Origin of the sequence: Clostridium sp. DFI.1.208 (genome assembly GCF_024463855.1) — a bacterium.
Classification (GTDB): Bacteria; Bacillota_I; Bacilli_A; order Erysipelotrichales; family Erysipelotrichaceae; genus Clostridium_AQ.
In genome coordinates this window covers 1-16741 of the sequence record NZ_JANGCA010000070.1, presented here as the reverse complement: position 1 = coordinate 16741, position 16741 = coordinate 1, and the positions used below count along the sequence as shown (strand labels likewise).

The window sequence follows — 16741 nt, the reverse complement described above, 5'->3', positions numbered from 1 at the left end:
GTCGCTTAAGAAAAATACCATATGGTTTTCTTATATTCAAATATTCTTATTTTATACGATGAATAAAAGCGATATTCATTCTTTTGATAAAGATCTACCCACATTTAGTACAGAAGAGCCTAATTTTTTAATAATTTCTGGATACCATTTTTCTTCCCAAAATTTCACAAATTTTATATATTCGTCCTTTTTACTTTTATCAGATATATAAATATCCATATACTAATACTCCTTTCAACTTCTAATTTTCCTATTTCATAAACTGGAATTTATAGTTACATAATGAAATTTATGATGCTATACAGAACATGACATAACGTAAATATACTTGCAGATAATAGTGCAACTACATTTTTTCTTGACATTGAAAATAATATAAATGCTAAACAAGGTGCAATACTCAAGTCTAAAATTACCGCTGGATTTATATTTCCTGCATAGTATAAGCACCAGCCAATGTAATACAGCACTAATAGAATAACAATACCTCTAAACAATACTTTTTTCATAGGCTTTTGACAATATTTATTGACAATAATACATAGTGCCACAACCATTACGACTTGAAAAACAGAAGCAATCATATCTACAAGGGGAGTTACTGATTTGTTCCTTAGCACATCATTAACAGCAGGAACAGCGAACCACAGAAAATTAGGGAGCATTATTGCCAAAAACAAGGTCAATCCCCATATGTCAAAACCTATCTTATAATTTCCTATTTTGAACATTGTTCTATCCTCTCAAATTCTAATTTTGTAGTATGACAAACTGGAATTTGTAAAGTTTCTAGCCTATGTTTCACTTGTACTTCCAATTTCAAGCAAATTCCCCTCTGGGTCAGCTACGTAAAAATTGCGGATACCAAAAGGATAAGTGATGGGTTCTCCCGTGGGAAACTGCACACCCAACTTTGACAGACGCTCATATTCCAAATCTACTTCAGCAAAATTGGATAGCCAAAGGGCGATTTCAAATGTCTGATTGATACCCTTTGGAAGTACATAGTCCTCTTCTATTGCCTTTACAAATTCTTTCCTGCTATACATAAATAAGGATAGTTCTCCACTTGCAGTTTCAAAATCCGCAAAAGGTCCACCACTCCATTGAGTTTGAAAGCCTAGTGTATCTCTATAAAATCGAACCATATTTTCTATGTCACCGACCAGCAGACTCACACCGATACGTACATCTTTTCCGTTCATTATCAATACCTCCTCTACAAATTCTAATTTCGTCAAACCAACTCTAAAAAATATTCTCGGCTATCAAAGTGACGTACTCCATCAACATGAGAAGTAATACCATCTCCGGCATAAGTAAAGCCAAGCTTTTCAAGCACTTTAGCGGAAGCAAGGTTCTCTTTTGCATGTCTGCCAGCAATTCGTTTTATACCTAAATTGGAGGCAGCAAAACTAAAAATTGCCAGCATCGCTTCGGTGGTATATCCGTGATTCCAATGCGTTTTCATGATATTATATCCGACTTGAAATAATTGCCATTGCTCTTCCCAAATTAACCCACCTGAACCGAAAAGCTCTCCTGTTTCTTTCAATACAAATCCCCAAATGTAATTATCAGTTTCTAAAACATTTCCCATATCATCTTGTTTCCACTCTATTTCTTTCAACCATTCAATCGTATCGCCTATTGAATGATGAGGTAGCCAACTTACGTATTCTGCTACTTCCACATCAGCCGTCCATCCATAATAGGCAGTATCCGCAGCTTCAAGTGTAAGCGGACGAAGAAACAAATGCTCAGTTTCAATAATGTTTATCATTTCAACACCCCTTCAAATTCTAATTTATAATCATATCTTAACATACTCAAATCTTAAATGCTATGCAATTAAAGCAACACCGGAAGAAGATGTTGATCCCTGTTCGTTATCCGCCTCCATCCTATACAGAAGAATGTAGAAAAAGACCGGTTTGTATATATCCGGTCCCTTCTATCAATAGTATTTTTACATATAAGGCTTCCAGTATTACTCCTGATTCTCACCAAACGTATCGCTAACCAATGGAAATTCAATAATCGCCTTAAACAAATCTCCGTCCGTCTCAATATGGAAGCTGCCCTTCATCGCCTCTGTAAAGCTCTTGGCAATCGCCAGACCAAGTCCGCTGCCACCGTCATGACGCGATTTATCTCCGCGAACGAAGCGATCCACAATATCATCCGTATCAAAATTCAACGGCTCCTTCGATATATTTTTGCATTCGATTCGTACTCTGCCGGCTGCCTTGCGGATATCCACATACACACGGGTATGCTCTAATGCATAATGGTGTATGTTGATAAACAGATTTTCAAATATCCGAAATGCCTTACTGCCATCCAATAGTACGCTCAGCTGTTTTTCACCATGCAAATTCCAGAGTACCTCCAGCTCACGTTCCTGCAGAAGCTCGCTGCACTCCGCCTGTACCTGCTCCACCAAAGCGATAATATCCAGACGAGCCATATCCAGCTGGATATTGCCGCTGTTTGCCTTGCTTACCTCAAACAAGTCCTCCATCAGAGCATGCAGCCGTTTGGCATACTGGTCCAGCATGCTCACATATTCCTTACGCTGTGCTTCGCTTATGCCCTCCTGCTGCAAAAGCTCTACGTAATTACGGATACCGGTCAGTGGAGTTTTCAAATCATGTGATACATTACTGATCAGCTCCGTCTTCATATTCTGAGATTTCGTTTCCTCCCGTACTGCTTTCTCAAAGCCCACACGGATTTCTCCAAATTCATCCTTCAGGGCGTTGAAGATACCGACATCCTGCGGCAGCTCTGCCTGAAAGTTTCCCTCCTTCAGCTCCTGTGTCTGCTTCAGCAAGGTCCGATAATCATACTGTACAGCATTGAGCTTCTGCTTCAACCACAGGAAGAGAGCAAAGCCATAGATGATTGCCAGAAACATTCCAAACCACCAGAACAGACACAGAGCTATCATGATGACGATCTGCATCAGCATGAACTTCAACAGCTTACGGTTTGCATCATCCTTTAGATCGATATCCGCAAGAGCATCTATGTGCCGATGGATACTGCCGATCATACTGCCCAGAACAGTATCCTCCTTCATATATTTCCAGAATCCCTTTACAAATATATACTTCACCGCAAATAAGGCGATACTGATCATCAGAAACAGCAGCATCCAGGAAACGACATTGGCCACAAACAGAAGCTGATCAGACATCATGATATGATATTCATTCATGACACTCTGCAAGGTACCGCTGATCGTAGCACCACTCAATGCCATTACACCGGCAGTCCCCAGCGTAATTCCGGTTGCCAGCAGAATAAATAGGAAACCGAATTTCACTTTCTTAAAGGTCAGGAACGGATTCACTTCCTCCACGATCGCAATCGGATAAAACAACAGATACAGAATCAGGACCATTGTGCCAATCAAAGCAGCGATTGCGGAAAACTGCGTATAATTCGACCAGTCATACACGGTTCGTGCAATCAATCCCTGATCCTTTGAGACCTCCTGTGGCACACGGAAGATGATCTTCATCTGCTTTGGATTCTGAATCATTGCCTGTGCCTGTGTGAATTTTTCATCATTGATATGATAGGTTATCATGGCTCCGTTTTCCTCAACAGAATCAAAATAACGCAGATATCGGGTCAGTGACTGCTGCTGGAAATCCATTTCACTGAAATCTCCCAGAATTTTCGGTATACCGTCCTTATCATACTCCAGAATACCATACAGCAGACTGCTGTCACGAAGCTCCTTCTGAGACATATTCCCCAGCTTATCATTTCCATATTCCCTACCGTTTTTCAAATCCTTCGCGTAGTATTGAAAATTGGCATCCTCCTTCAATTCCAGAAAGCTCTTTGTGACTTTTTCTTTCAGATCATTGGATAACGTGCTTTTCAGATAAGTCGGCAGTTCAGTATCGAATTTAATAATATCATCCTTGGAGCGCACAGTTTGAGCAAGACCCAGAATTCCCTCCTGAATATCATCTTCAAGATACCATATGACCGCCTGCTTACCGGAACGCCCCAGCTCCTGAATCTGATCATTACGGTATACGGAACAAATCATAAGGCTCATTACAGAAAGCAATGCAATGAACGATGTTAAAAATATATGTTTTTTCTTCATAAGATCACCTGTTTTTATTTTTCTATTTTATAGCCGATTCCCCAGACCACCTTTAAATAGCGTGGATGCTTGGGATCCAGCTCAATTTTCTCTCTTAGCTTACGGATATGCACCATCACGGTTTCCGTATTGATTGCTTCCTCATTCCACACAGCCTCATAAATCTGCTGTGCAGAAAACACACGCCCTGCATGCTTCATCAACAGCTCCAGAATCATAAATTCCTTTGGGCGCAGCTTGACAATCTGGTTATCCACGCGCGCTTCCTTTGTCGTACTGTTTAATTCCAGAGCACCAATGCTGTAAATCTCCTCCTCACTATTCACCAAGGATACCGCATGCTCCTTCAGCATCAGAATCTGTTCATAGCGGCGCAGCTGACTGCGGACACGGGCCAGCAGCTCCATAGAGCCAAACGGCTTCGTGATATAATCGTCCGCACCGATATTCAACCCGGTTATTTTATCAATATCCTCTGATTTTGCACTCAGAAAGATGATCGGAAAATCATACTCCTTACGCACCTCCATCGTCATGGTGATACCATCCATAACCGGCATCATGATATCCACCACTGCCAGATGTATTGCTTCTCTTTTCACTATTTCCAGGCCTTCCTGCCCGTTTTCAGCCAGAAACACATGATATCCCTGATTTTTCAGATAAATCTGTATAGCCTCCCGTATTCCTTTTTCGTCCTCCACGACGAGTATCGTATGATCCATCGCCTTCACTCCCTCTCAACAAATGTAATTGTACTATATTCCGGATGATTCTTCCATGTTATGCAGTAGAAACCCCAGAAAGGTTATAACCGCACAGAATGTGCAGATGATAAATTGTATCATATCGCTGTATCCTCCTTCATTCGTTTATAAGCAAAGCCTCCTGCAATTACAAGCAGAATCGTAAATATCGCCACACCGGCAGCCATGATGAAATTCCCCTCTTTTAATGAACCGCTGAGAAATGTTGATGTCACAATGCTGGGAATACGTCCCACGGTCGTTAGCAGCAGCCACTTTCCCAAAGCAACATTGGATAGGGATACAACATAGGTCATAATATCCTTCGGTGTTCCGGGAATCAGAAACAGCAGGAAAATCCACAGCATGCTGTTCCTTTTTTTCAGTACCCCGTTGAATTCGTTTAGCTGCTCCTGTTTGAAAAATACGGATACCAGCCGTTTTCCATACCGCTGAACCAGAAGGTAAACAAGCGCTGTCCCAAGCAGAGATCCCACCAGACAAAGCAAAGTTCCACCTATGGAGCCAAACAGGAACCCGGCCGCAAGCTCCAACGGTTCCCCTGGCAGAAAGGCCAGAAAAATCTGTGCAGCAATCAAAACGATCATAAGTATCTCACGCAAGCCATGTGGGATATCCTCCAGCAGGCGGGATATCTGATTCATATCAATACTGCCAAAGAGGAAGCCCAGCATTGCACCGCCAAGCAGCATCCCTCCCAGCAAAACAATGTATTTTTTCTTCATGAAATCAGCTCCCTTCCTTACAGTCTTTATTATGCAGGAGATTTCTTATCATAAATCGCAGGTAAATCTTAAACTTTTCTAAATCCGATATCATTTTCTAAAGGCTTTGATACATAAGCGCTGCACTGGATCGGCCTGCCAAAATCACGCCGATATCTGTTACATAAGAAAAAAAGCCGCTTCGCATTTTCCTCACATTGCCCTGTTGTCTTCAAAAACCATGCTGCCTTTTGGTGTTGATCGATACCTGATGATTCTGTTATATTACAAACGGATGCAGGATTGGCATGAAAAAAAGAATCCAATCACAATGATGAACATCATCGTTTGGATTCCTGCTTCCTCATGCTTTTATGATGGTGTAAAGGAAAAGCTTATGGGGCATATACACGTTATTAACATACCTGCTTGTTTAGAATTTACTTCAATAATAAAATCGAGGCCAGACAGTGTCTACCTTGATTGCTTATCGTTGCTTTCCATTTCTAGAAAGGATTCTTTTTGAAGAGTAGGATTGGCAAATTACTTTCTTTATCCCGTTCGCAAGCATCCATGCTGTTCTCCTCTTTGCAGCTACGGCCTATTTGGTATGGACGATTCTTGCCTGCCTTCCCTTTTCAGCAGCTTTGCGAAAGAAGATTCGCTCGTGTTTAAGGCATGAGCGCTATCGTCAATTCGGCATAAGGGGTCTACCATAAGAACGTGCAGTCATACATGAAGTCCTCTTATGTATCGCAAATGTAACAGGGCCTTTCTATTACGCACCAATCCTGTCCTGCATATACTTTACCGCATGGTGCATAGCAAGTTGTACCGCCTGTTGTGCCTGCGGTCTTTGAAACTGATAACGCATGGCCATACGCTCAATATATTGCTGCTTTAAAACAATGGAGAGCGCATAAGCATCGTGATAATCAAATACAAATGCCATATGGGAGAGCAGGATATCAAGGTGTGTTTTTCGTTTTGCGGACAGAATGAGGTGGCTGTTTAAAAAATCCTGCAGGACCTCCTCGCTCACCGTTTCCTGAAGCAGCTGCTCTTCTTTGCACAGATAGACATTTTCTGCTTTCTCCATCAGATTCACGCGGAAAATGTCTGTTTTATCCGCATCTCTCAGCATAGTGGCATGCAGATATGCATGCTCCTGTAAGCCGTCCGCAATTCGGAATTTATTATGATTTGCTATCGCATGCAGAATCACCTCCTGCTGGTTCGGATCATCACAGAAAACAGAGAGCAGCCCTTGTTCCTGCAAAATCCGTACCCCAAGTGCCGCATGATCGACACTTTTCGCATCCAGAAAGGTATGATACTGCTTCAGCTGTTCAAATCTGCCGATATCATGATACAGACCTATCACCTCGGCCAGCTCCACATCCTGAGCAGAGCAGTTTCTATGTATCGCCAGCTGCTTTGAAATCTCAGCCACCTTATGCGAATGCAGGATTTTTAGAGCCACCCGCTCATCCTGTGTATCAAATGCTTTACAATAGGCTGCAAACTGCTTCTTTGCCTGTAAAAGATTCACCATGCATACACCCTCTTTTCAATATAGTATATCCTATGCCAGGCCTTTTCTTATGCATCCTGTTTCATTTGCAGCTGCGCTTTACAGGCTGAGATAATCCTGTGGCAGTCAGCCGCACGCTCAATGGTGAAGGTGCATAGAAAGTGCCGGATTCCCTGTCTTTTTGCTTCCGGTATTTGTGCGATATGATTGCGTACCTCATAATGCAGGATATGCGTACGGCAAGCATCGTCACATAAGATCGGATAGCGATGCTTTTTCACATCGATAAGAGCATACTCTGCCCCCTGCCTGCAAAGACCGCAGTTTCTGCTTGTCCGTTTACAGATCACAGAATTGATTGGACAATATTCGCTCAGCATCAACTCATCCCGGCTGTATACCGTATAAAGGAATGGTGCATCCACTGCATATCGCTCCTGAAAGCACTGCTTGATTGCGATACAGTCCTCTAAACTGCTTTCCAGCGAAAAGCTGACACCCCGTGCTCCATGATGCAGCAGAAATGCTGCTGTATAGGAATTCGTCATATTCAGGGAGGTATCACAGAAGACCTCTGTTCCCGCATGCAGACCACCCGTTTCCTGTACCATCGTCAACGCAGCAGGATATTCCTCCTTCATCACTCTTGGCGTACGCGGATAAATCCCCTTACTATGCTTCATCTGCTCATACAGGCTGTGATTTTCTACAAAGATCATATCAATCCCCTCCTGCAAGCAGGCCTGCAGCTGTTCCTGCGTATGCACAATAGCACACAGTGATGGAGCTTCTTGAGCCGTATGGATGACAGGCTGCTGATCCGTAAGCATGCGGCGGTGCTTATGCAGAATTTTTCGCTCCTCCTCCATACTTGCCAATGCACTTCGACGCATCTGATTGAGCTCGCGGATAGGAAGGATTCCCTGCGCATCCAGTTGATAGGAAATCTGCCGGAATACAAACGGTGTATCTCCACTTTTTTTCAGCTGTGCGGCAATCCGTTCCTCTTTCAGCGGCGTCCTGCGTGCTTCTTCACATAGGGCATCGCTTTCTACCCGCACGCTTCTGCCTTCCTCATCCATGACCTCCAACACTGCCGGTTTTCCGATCTGCATGGTGAACTGTGCAGAAACAGCAACCTTACGCGGCGCATCCGCATAGCTTTTCTGCAATGCCTGCAGCTGCTGGGCATCACTGGTTTTCAGAACAATACTTCCTTTTACAACAGGAGCTGTTTTATCCAGCTCCACGATATCCCCGGCAGCACCATGATTGACCAGCAACCCGTTCTTATACAGGAAATTCACCTGAAATCCGATATCCTGTGGTTCCTGCAAAATGCGGATGCCATCCTGCTGTCGCAAGGTATCCTGCAGGCGAATTACCATTTTATCTCTGGTAACCTGAATGATCGTACCAACCTTGATTCCGATATGATTGGGACGAACAGGATTCATCAGCTGCGGACCGTACTGATGAAATAAATGCCCCTGTGTAAAGCCCCGATTGAATATTTTCTTCATCTGGATATCCACGGCTTCATCATAGGAAAAAGCAGTCCCTGCATAGTAGGCGTCGATCGCCTTGCGGTATAAGGCAACCATCAATGCCACATATTCCGGCCGTTTCATCCTGCCTTCGATTTTAAAGGAGGCGATCCCTGCTTCAATCAGCTCCGGAACTCTTTCCAGCGTATTCATATCTTTCGGGCTTAGCAGGTAGTCCCCTTCGCCATGCAGGATTTCGCTGTGACCGGCAATTCGTTTTTCCAGCTGATATTTCATACGGCAGTTCTGTGCACATTCCCCGCGGTTTCCGCTTCGCTGCAGTGTCAGCGAGCTCATCAGACACTGTCCGCTGTAGGATACACACAGGGCTCCCTGTACAAATACCTCCAGATCGACACCAAGTGTCGCATACGCACGGATTTCCTTTAGCGATGTTTCTCTTGGCACCACCACTCTGCTGGCACCACAGGCCTCCATAAAGCGAATTCCCTGCGGATTATGGATGTGCATCTGTGTGGATGCATGCAGCTCCATGTCCGGGAAGCGTTTCTGCAGCACAGAGAATAAGCCCAAATCTTGAATAATTACCGCATCCACATCATGCTCATATAAAAACTGGACATACCGTACACAGTCCTCAAATTCCTCTTCCCGTATCAGGGTATTGACCGTGACAAACACACGCACTCCATACACATGCGCATAGGCGATTGCTTCCTTTATCTCGTCCTCATCAAAGTTATTGGCAAAAGCTCTGGCACCGAACATACTGCCCCCCAGATACACGGCATCACAGCCATTTTGTACAGCTGCATGAAGAGCCTCCATAGAACCGGCAGGTGCCAGCAGCTCCACTTTTCTTTCACTTATCCGCATGTCTTCTCACACTCCTTCTCTCCGGCTTAAAAATCGCCTTCATTATCGTAGATACAACAAGGATTCCAAGAGCCAGCACACCTGCAATGGTCAGCGTATCCAATCCGATGGATAATGCCTGCATCACATCACCTTCGATCGCCTTCAGCATCGTGCGATACATTCCACCACCGGGTACCAGCGGTATCAGCGCACAAATGATAAAGGTAGTTACCGGTGTTTTGCAGATACGGGCAAAAATTTCAGAATACAGCGATAAGGCGACCGATCCCAGAAACATGGCGCTCAGCTCTGAGCAGCCCACAAGCAGTGCCGCATGATAGACTACACCGCCGATCGAGCCTGCAATTCCTGCAAGAATCAGTTTCCGTCCCCGAATATTAAACATTACGCCAAATCCCAGCGATGCAAAAAAGGACGCAATCATCATATTTACCAGATACATATCACATACCTCCGCTCAGTCCGATGGACATGGACAGGACGACACCGATGCCGGCAGCAATCGCAATCGCCACCAGAAAGGCCTCGGTCGCACGGGCAACACCGGACAGATAGTCTCCGGAAACCGTGTCCCGTATGGCATTGGTGATGGCTAACCCGGGAACAAGCAGCATGATACTGGATATAATAAGGATATCGACATCCGTAGCCGGACAGAGGGCGTGTGCGCAAAGAGCCGCAAGTGCACCGCTTGCCGCTGCGATGGCATTGGTAAAAAAGCCATGCAGACCACGCTGTTCCATAAGGGCGCTAACCGCTTTGATAAGCAGACCGATCAAAAAGCTGCATACTGCCTCTAGATAATTCCCACCAAAGAAGACCGCAAAGCCACCGGCGCTCAATGCTCCGAAGAACATGGTTGTCCAAAAGGAATACCGCTGTTCGTTTTCGATGGCCCTCAGCTTTTGCGCCAGCTCCTCGATCGTAAAGCTTTGCAATGCAGTTTCTCTTGAGAGGCTGTTGATCTTATCAATGCAGTTTAAATCGACACCGCGTGTATGCACACGTAAAATTTTGGTATGAGTTTTTTTGGCAACCGTAATCGAGAACATGATGCCGGTTGTCGTAACGAAGCTCTGTGCATCCTCTACCTCGGGAAAGCTTGTACAAAGCCGCACCATCGTTTCCTCCACCCGATAGATTTCCGCTCCGCTTTCTATGAGCAGCTTCCCTGCATAGCTGGCTACATCCAGCAGCTGATCTGTATTCATGCACAACCCCTCAACTTTCCTCTAACAGTATAGCGGATTCAAAGGGAAATGGAAACAGTTTTGTAAACAATGTACGAGAAAAATACACAAGACAGCCACTGCAATCGCTGGGTTTCATAAATAGCGATTTCTCAGGCAAATAAGTTCACCTTTTCAAACAATCCGGGTATACTATGTACAGAAAGCGAGGGATATCAAATGAATATTACCTTTCAGGGAAATCCTGTGACAATAAAGCATGAGGCAGTGAAGCCGAAGGAGAAGCTCAAGCCGTTTACTGCAATACGAAATGATATGAGCGAGTGGAGAAGTGAGGATAGTACAGGTACACGCATCTTCCTCAGCGTACCTTCTCTGGATACCGGCGTGTGCAGCATGGAGGTCGCAAAGTTTATCAATTATGCAAAGGAACTAAAGGATGTTACCATCTATGCGATATCCATGGACCTGCCGTTTGCTCTTGAGCGCTGGTGTCAGGCAAAGAACAACGAAAACGTGATTACACTGAGCGATTACAAGCTCCACAGCTTTGCAGCGGCAACTGGAACCTATGTTGAGGAGCTTGGCTTATTGACTCGTGCTGTTTTCGTAGTTGATAAGGATACTACCTTGCGCTATGCAGAGTACGTGAAGGAAATTACAGAAGAACCGGATTATGCAGCTGTTCTCGCCTGTGTAAAAAGCATGTAAGGCATTCATTACACCGATCAAGCAAAAAAACAGCTGAATGGAAATGGTGAATACAGCGGCCGAATTGCAAAATGGCAGATGATTTTATGTCATCTGCTTTTTATATTCCTTTATCAAAAGGCAACGAATGCCGTATCATTTTTCCACATTCCCCTTACGTATTATCGCTATGAAAAGCAGGATGTGCAGCTTCCCCAATTCCCTCCCCTTTGCTAGTTGCTTCCTGCTGTTCAAGCTACAGGGTTCAAGCAGGAGAAGAGCAAAAAAATACGTTATGATTCACAGCCCTTTGAATCATAGAAAAGGATCAGCATATAAGAGAATATGAACATATAGGACCTGTTCCATGAGCTCCATATGCTAATCGTTCATAGGTGCATCACATATGTATGAATTAACTGTGAATCGTAACAACATACACATCCTTTCATCGCTTTACAAAGTCTCTGCTTTCATAAATTGTACCTGATCTCTACTTTCATATAATGAACGCGGGTAATGTAGGATACTACAGTCTGCACCAGTTAGCAGCTATTTTTCACACAGCTATTGGTATCCAATGCACTTCTTCAACTGCTTTCTGCATTCACGCATCCTATTCCTGCGTATCCACTCGGGTTCCCATTCCTGATAGCGACGATTTCTTTCCATAGGCATCCTCTCGCTTTCCTGTCAGCTATATTTAGATGATTGTATTCAAAAGCAGCTCCCCTTATAATAATATTTGATAAAGAGAGGGAGGTTTTTATGAAACAGGATCGCGTAGATAAAATCAACTACTATCTGGATATCGCGGGAACAGTAGCACAGCGAAGCACCTGCCGCAGAAGAATTTACGGTGCGGTGATTGTTCAGCATGATGAAATAGTCTCCACCGGGTATGTAGGTGCCCCACGGGGACGCACCAACTGTCTGGATTTGGATTACTGTATCCGAAAGAAGCTGCAGGTTCCCCGGGGAGAACGCTATGAATTATGCCGCAGTGTCCATGCGGAAGCAAATGCTATCATCAGTGCACAGCGCAGTGAAATGCTGGGAGCCGATATGTTTTTGGTAGGCTATGAAGCAGGCAGCGGGGAGCTGATTCAAAGCTCGAACAGCTGTTCCATGTGCAAGCGAATGATCATCAATGCAGGAATTTCAAGAGTCTTTATACGGGATACGCCTTCCCAATACCGTATGATCAATGTATACAACGACTGGGTCCAGCAGGATGAATCTCTCGACGGCATATTCGGGTATTAACACTATTTCCTGCACTCCACTTCCCTTTTCCGTCTTTATGCCTTACAATGATACGTAAAGGAAACGGGGCGTGTATATGGACAGAAGCATCAGAATTATTATGAATCCAAAGGCAGGAAAGCAGACGGCAAAAACGGCTTTATTCACGTTATGTGATCGATTTTGTGCCATGCAGGATACGATACAGGTTTTTGTAACCCAGTATGCGGGACATGCGAAAAAGCTTGCGAAAGCCAGTGGAGGCTGCTGTGATATTCTCGTATGTATCGGTGGGGACGGTACCTGGAATGAGGTGATCAGCGGCATTATGGAGACAGAGAACAAGCCCGTGCTTGCTTATCTTCCAAGCGGGACAGTCAACGATTTTGCGGCTACGCTGAAGCTGCCGAAAAGTGCTGGAAAGCTCATGGACACCATTGCACAATACCGTCCGTTTTCCTGTGATATCGGCCAATTCAATGACCGCTATTTCACCTATGTTGCGGCATTTGGTATCTTCACAGAAATTTCCTACTCCACACCGCAAAGCACCAAAAACTCCTTTGGAAAAATCGCTTATTTTCTGGAAGGCGTCAAACAGCTGACAAATATCCCACGCTATCATGTCAGAGCCGTCATCGACCAAAAGGAGGTTATCGAGGATTCCTGTATCTTCGGCTGTATAACCAATTCCAAATTTGTGGCGGGCTTTACAGCTGTGAACTCACAGGACGCACAGCTGGATGACGGACAGTTTGAGCTTCTGCTAATTCGCGTTCCCAACAATCCCCTGGATGTACAAAATATCATTGCGGCACTGATAAAGCATGAGGTCAATGAAACCTGGATGTATTTTAGAAAAGCCTGTGATATCCGCATAGAAGCACAGGAACAGATTCCCTGGACACTGGATGGTGAGGATGGAGGAAGCACCACTTCCGTTCATATCCTGAATAAAAACAGAGCGGTTACCATTTTGGTATAGCCGCTCTTTTCTTATCCGTTGAAATTCACTTTATTAAACTTGGCACTGTTTTTTCCCTTGCCCAGCGTTTTCTCCAGGGCTTTGGTGCGGGGCTTCTGCTTAGCTTTGCGTGCCTGCTTTAGCAGCTCCGCTGTACTCTTCTTATTTTTTTCAGCCATTTGATGAACCTCCTTTTTCCAATACCTCCAGCAGACCCTGCACATCCTTTACGATGCAATCAGCGCCCGCTTCCTTTAGCTCCTCATAGCTTCCATAGCCATATAATACACCGACGGTGCGCATGCCATTCTCTTTTCCGCCGATGATATCGTGTCGGCGGTCACCAATCATCACACACCGTTCAATCGGTAGGCGGTGCTTCTGCACAGCATAGGCAATGACATCCGCCTTGTTGCTGCGGGTACTATCCATTGTAGCACCGCAAATATCCAGCATATAGGAATCCAGTTTGAAATGCTTCATAATGGTACAGGCGAATTCCTCGGGCTTACTGGTAGCCACCAAAAGCGTCTTTCCCTGCTTCTGCAGTGCTTCCAGCATTTCACGAATCCCGGGATATGCCACGTTTTCCAGCATTCCCTGTTTCCGAAAATACACCCGATAATCTGCAATCGCCTGCAAGGCCTGCGCCTCATCAAAGTGATACAGCTCCATGAACGTATCCTTTAAGGGTGGCCCGATAAATGCGCACAGATCATCCGGATTCTCCACATGAATTCCGGCTTTTTCCAAAGCGAAGGCAACCGATCTGGTAATGCCAACCCTTGGGTCTGTCAATGTTCCATCCAAATCAAACAGCAGAATGTCTCTCTCCATGATTCTCCTCCAATATTGTATATAATTCCCGCAAATCGCGTATTTCATAGGTTACAGGAAGCTTCCGGTGATTCTTTTTTCCATCCGGGTTATACCAGCAGGTGGAAATACCGGCATTGATGCCTCCCTGCATGTCACTGGATAGCGAATCCCCGATTATCAGTGTCTGCTCACGCTCCACACCTGTTAGTCTGGCAAAGCAATGATCAAAATACGAGCGATCCGGTTTTCGGAATCCGATTTCCTCCGATACAAAGATATGCTGGAAGTATGCATCCAGCCCGGAATCCCGCAAGCGGGCATACTGAGTCGCGACAACACCATTGGTCACAATACACATGCGATAGTGCGGATATAGGCAGCGGACCACCTCCATGGCATGGGCCACCACATCATGCCCCCTGCTCAGCTCCTTTTGATAGACATCCTCAAAGGCAATACCGTCATCTGCTATATCAAATTCACGAAACAGCTTTTTAAACCTCGTGTAAATAACCGTTTCCCGTGAAATCACGCCTTCCTCATATGCTGACCACAGCTGCGTGTTTATCACCTGATAGCGTTTCTTCATTTCTTGCGTCAACGGGTAGTGATGCAGATCAAACACCCGCTGCAGAGCCCGTTTTTCCGTTGCATCGAAATCAAGCAGTGTTCCGTCTGCGTCAAATAACAGCGTCGTATAGTTCATATGTTCTCCTTATGTGATAATACGTTTTTGCATCCAGGAGCCGCTTCGATACCGCCAGTAAAACCAGAGTATGCGAAAGAGCCAGTCGGTAAACATGGCAAGCCAGACCCCCAACACGCCAAGTCCCAGTACCGCCCCAAGCAGCCAGCTCAGACAGATTCTGCACAGCCACATGGACACAATGGAAATGCACATCGTGAAGCGCACATCACCAGCCGCACGCAATGCATTGGGAAAGGTAAAGGATGCCGGCCACAGCACCATGGCGAATATGCCATGATACAGCAGCAGCTCCATTGCGGTATCATACGTCTGCGCACTTAAATTATATATGTTCAGAATGAAAGGCACAAGACACAGAATGATAAGATTTAATGCAATCATGGATATATATGAAATTTTCATGAGCTTTTTTATGTAGAGGCGGGCCTGCTCATAATCCCTGGCTCCGACACACTGGCCTACAACGGTTATCATCGCAAGTCCGATGGCGGCAGCAGGGATGATTTCCATCTGTGCAATATTATTGGCTACGGCATTCGCCGCAATCGCAACCGTACCAAAGCCGGCAATCAGTCCCTGAACGAGGATTTTCCCTATCTGAAACATACCGTTTTCCAACCCGTTTGGTATTCCAATCGTCAATATGCGGCGAATCATGGCCGGATGAAATTCCAGCTTCCGATATGTATCGATATAAATCAGATTGTCCGGGCTGCGCAGCAGATACAGCATAAACAGGGAGCCCAGAATACGGGAAACCAAAGAAGATAGGGCAGCACCCGCTACGCCCATATGAAACCCGTAAATCAAAACAGCATTTCCCACGATATTGAACGCATTCATAAACAGGGAGGTAACCATCGAAATTTTAGAATTTCCCATGGAGCGAAACAGGGCAGCTCCGGAATTATACAAGGCGATAAACGGATAGGACCATGCGGATATTTTAAAATAAACCTCCGCATTCCACATGACTGCCGGCTCTACATCCGTAAAAACCAGCTGCAGGATTGTCGTACAGCCAATCAGAACGACCGCCATGATGATAACCGCGAGAATACCGGTTGATAGTACAAGCTGCTTCGCTGACACACATGCTCTTGCACGATCCTGTCCACCGAGATACTGACTGCAAACGACAGCTCCTCCTGTTGCCAGTGCCGCAAAGATATTGATGAGGAGGATGTTGATCGTATCCACCAGACTAAGACCGGAAACTGCCGCCTCTCCTACACTGGACACCATAATCGTATCGCTCATTCCGATTGTTACTGCCAGAATCTGTTCGACAACAAGAGGCAGAATCAGCCGTTTCAGATTCGCATTTGTAAACATTTCATCACACTCCCAAGCATCCCTTTGAATGTTACTATTATAGCCTATATCAGTGATTGCGCAAGAGAATTGAGAAAACTGCCGTCAGAAATAAAAAAGTTCCGCAAGGTATGCGGTTTCATTTTGGAAATATGGTAAAATCCCGTCTTTGACAGTTTAAGAAAAAAATAACTCAAGAAAACCCTTTAGTTAAGGGTTAATCTTGAGTTTTTGGTTTTGCAGGTGAATATAGTAATTGATTTGCAACCTTAGACTGATGAATGAT

18 protein-coding genes are annotated in these 16741 nt (G+C 44.9%); 3 read left to right on the top strand and 15 right to left on the bottom strand.

Features of this window, described 5'->3' with window-relative positions:
- Window positions 1–75: 75 nt before the first annotated feature.
- From NE665_RS21220 to NE665_RS21170, 11 genes are all read right to left on the bottom strand, one after another.
- Window positions 76–219, bottom strand: a complete 144-nt coding sequence (locus tag NE665_RS21220; protein WP_233104812.1) for a hypothetical protein — start codon at window positions 217–219, stop codon at window positions 76–78.
- A 56-nt stretch (window positions 220–275) separates the two neighbouring features.
- Complete coding sequence (locus NE665_RS21215; protein ID WP_117442599.1) at window positions 276–731, bottom strand: hypothetical protein; 456 nt, start codon at window positions 729–731, stop codon at window positions 276–278.
- Window positions 732–794: 63 nt separating this feature from the next.
- Window positions 795–1205: a VOC family protein gene (locus tag NE665_RS21210; RefSeq protein WP_117442600.1), complete on the bottom strand. Its 411-nt coding sequence runs from the start codon at window positions 1203–1205 to the stop codon at window positions 795–797.
- Window positions 1206–1237: 32 nt separating this feature from the next.
- Window positions 1238–1783: a GNAT family N-acetyltransferase gene (locus tag NE665_RS21205; RefSeq protein ID WP_117442601.1), complete on the bottom strand. Its 546-nt coding sequence runs from the start codon at window positions 1781–1783 to the stop codon at window positions 1238–1240.
- 207 nt (window positions 1784–1990) lie between these two features.
- Window positions 1991–4132, bottom strand: a complete 2142-nt coding sequence (locus tag NE665_RS21200; protein ID WP_117442602.1) for a HAMP domain-containing sensor histidine kinase — start codon at window positions 4130–4132, stop codon at window positions 1991–1993.
- Window positions 4133–4146: 14 nt separating this feature from the next.
- Entirely contained in the window at window positions 4147–4857 is a 711-nt protein-coding gene (locus tag NE665_RS21195) for a response regulator transcription factor (RefSeq protein WP_117442603.1), read from the bottom strand.
- A 119-nt stretch (window positions 4858–4976) separates the two neighbouring features.
- Window positions 4977–5624, bottom strand: coding sequence for a VTT domain-containing protein (locus NE665_RS21190; RefSeq protein WP_117442604.1), 648 nt, complete (start codon window positions 5622–5624; stop codon window positions 4977–4979).
- 757 nt (window positions 5625–6381) lie between these two features.
- Window positions 6382–7158: an HD domain-containing protein gene (locus NE665_RS21185; RefSeq protein WP_117442605.1), complete on the bottom strand. Its 777-nt coding sequence runs from the start codon at window positions 7156–7158 to the stop codon at window positions 6382–6384.
- A 47-nt stretch (window positions 7159–7205) separates the two neighbouring features.
- The gene (locus NE665_RS21180) at window positions 7206–9521 is read right to left on the bottom strand and encodes a U32 family peptidase (RefSeq protein ID WP_117442606.1); all 2316 of its coding nucleotides are present in this window, start codon (window positions 9519–9521) and stop codon (window positions 7206–7208) included.
- Window positions 9508–9966 carry a threonine/serine exporter family protein gene (locus NE665_RS21175; RefSeq protein WP_117442607.1) on the bottom strand — a complete coding sequence of 153 codons (459 nt, stop codon included), beginning with the start codon at window positions 9964–9966 and terminating at the stop codon, window positions 9508–9510. The genes NE665_RS21180 and NE665_RS21175 overlap by 14 nt, the downstream gene beginning before the upstream one ends.
- Before the next feature lies 1 nt (window position 9967).
- Window positions 9968–10735 (bottom strand): threonine/serine exporter family protein, encoded by a 768-nt coding sequence (locus NE665_RS21170; protein ID WP_117442608.1) that lies wholly within the window; start codon window positions 10733–10735, stop codon window positions 9968–9970.
- 198 nt (window positions 10736–10933) lie between these two features.
- Here NE665_RS21170 and tpx point away from each other — a divergent pair, with 198 nt between their 5' ends.
- The 3 genes from tpx to NE665_RS21155 all read left to right on the top strand — a co-directional run bounded on the left by tpx (window position 10934) and on the right by NE665_RS21155 (window position 13634).
- Complete coding sequence (gene tpx / locus NE665_RS21165; protein ID WP_117442609.1) at window positions 10934–11425, top strand: thiol peroxidase; 492 nt, start codon at window positions 10934–10936, stop codon at window positions 11423–11425.
- 747 nt (window positions 11426–12172) lie between these two features.
- Window positions 12173–12670, top strand: coding sequence for a cytidine deaminase (locus tag NE665_RS21160; protein WP_117442610.1), 498 nt, complete (start codon window positions 12173–12175; stop codon window positions 12668–12670).
- Window positions 12671–12746: 76 nt separating this feature from the next.
- The gene (locus NE665_RS21155; RefSeq protein ID WP_117442611.1) at window positions 12747–13634 is read left to right on the top strand and encodes a diacylglycerol kinase family protein; all 888 of its coding nucleotides are present in this window, start codon (window positions 12747–12749) and stop codon (window positions 13632–13634) included.
- 11 nt (window positions 13635–13645) lie between these two features.
- Here NE665_RS21155 and NE665_RS21150 read toward each other — a convergent pair whose 3' ends face one another.
- The 4 genes from NE665_RS21150 to NE665_RS21135 are packed head-to-tail and all read right to left on the bottom strand — an operon-like array spanning window position 13646 to window position 16476.
- Window positions 13646–13792, bottom strand: a complete 147-nt coding sequence (locus tag NE665_RS21150) for a hypothetical protein (protein ID WP_178760101.1) — start codon at window positions 13790–13792, stop codon at window positions 13646–13648.
- The gene (locus NE665_RS21145; RefSeq protein ID WP_117442612.1) at window positions 13785–14450 is read right to left on the bottom strand and encodes an HAD family hydrolase; all 666 of its coding nucleotides are present in this window, start codon (window positions 14448–14450) and stop codon (window positions 13785–13787) included. The genes NE665_RS21150 and NE665_RS21145 overlap by 8 nt, the downstream gene beginning before the upstream one ends.
- Window positions 14425–15138, bottom strand: a complete 714-nt coding sequence (locus NE665_RS21140) for a YjjG family noncanonical pyrimidine nucleotidase (RefSeq protein WP_117442613.1) — start codon at window positions 15136–15138, stop codon at window positions 14425–14427. The genes NE665_RS21145 and NE665_RS21140 overlap by 26 nt, the downstream gene beginning before the upstream one ends.
- A gap of 9 nt (window positions 15139–15147) precedes the next feature.
- Window positions 15148–16476: an MATE family efflux transporter gene (locus NE665_RS21135; protein WP_117442614.1), complete on the bottom strand. Its 1329-nt coding sequence runs from the start codon at window positions 16474–16476 to the stop codon at window positions 15148–15150.
- Between the last annotated feature and the right edge of the window lie 265 nt (window positions 16477–16741).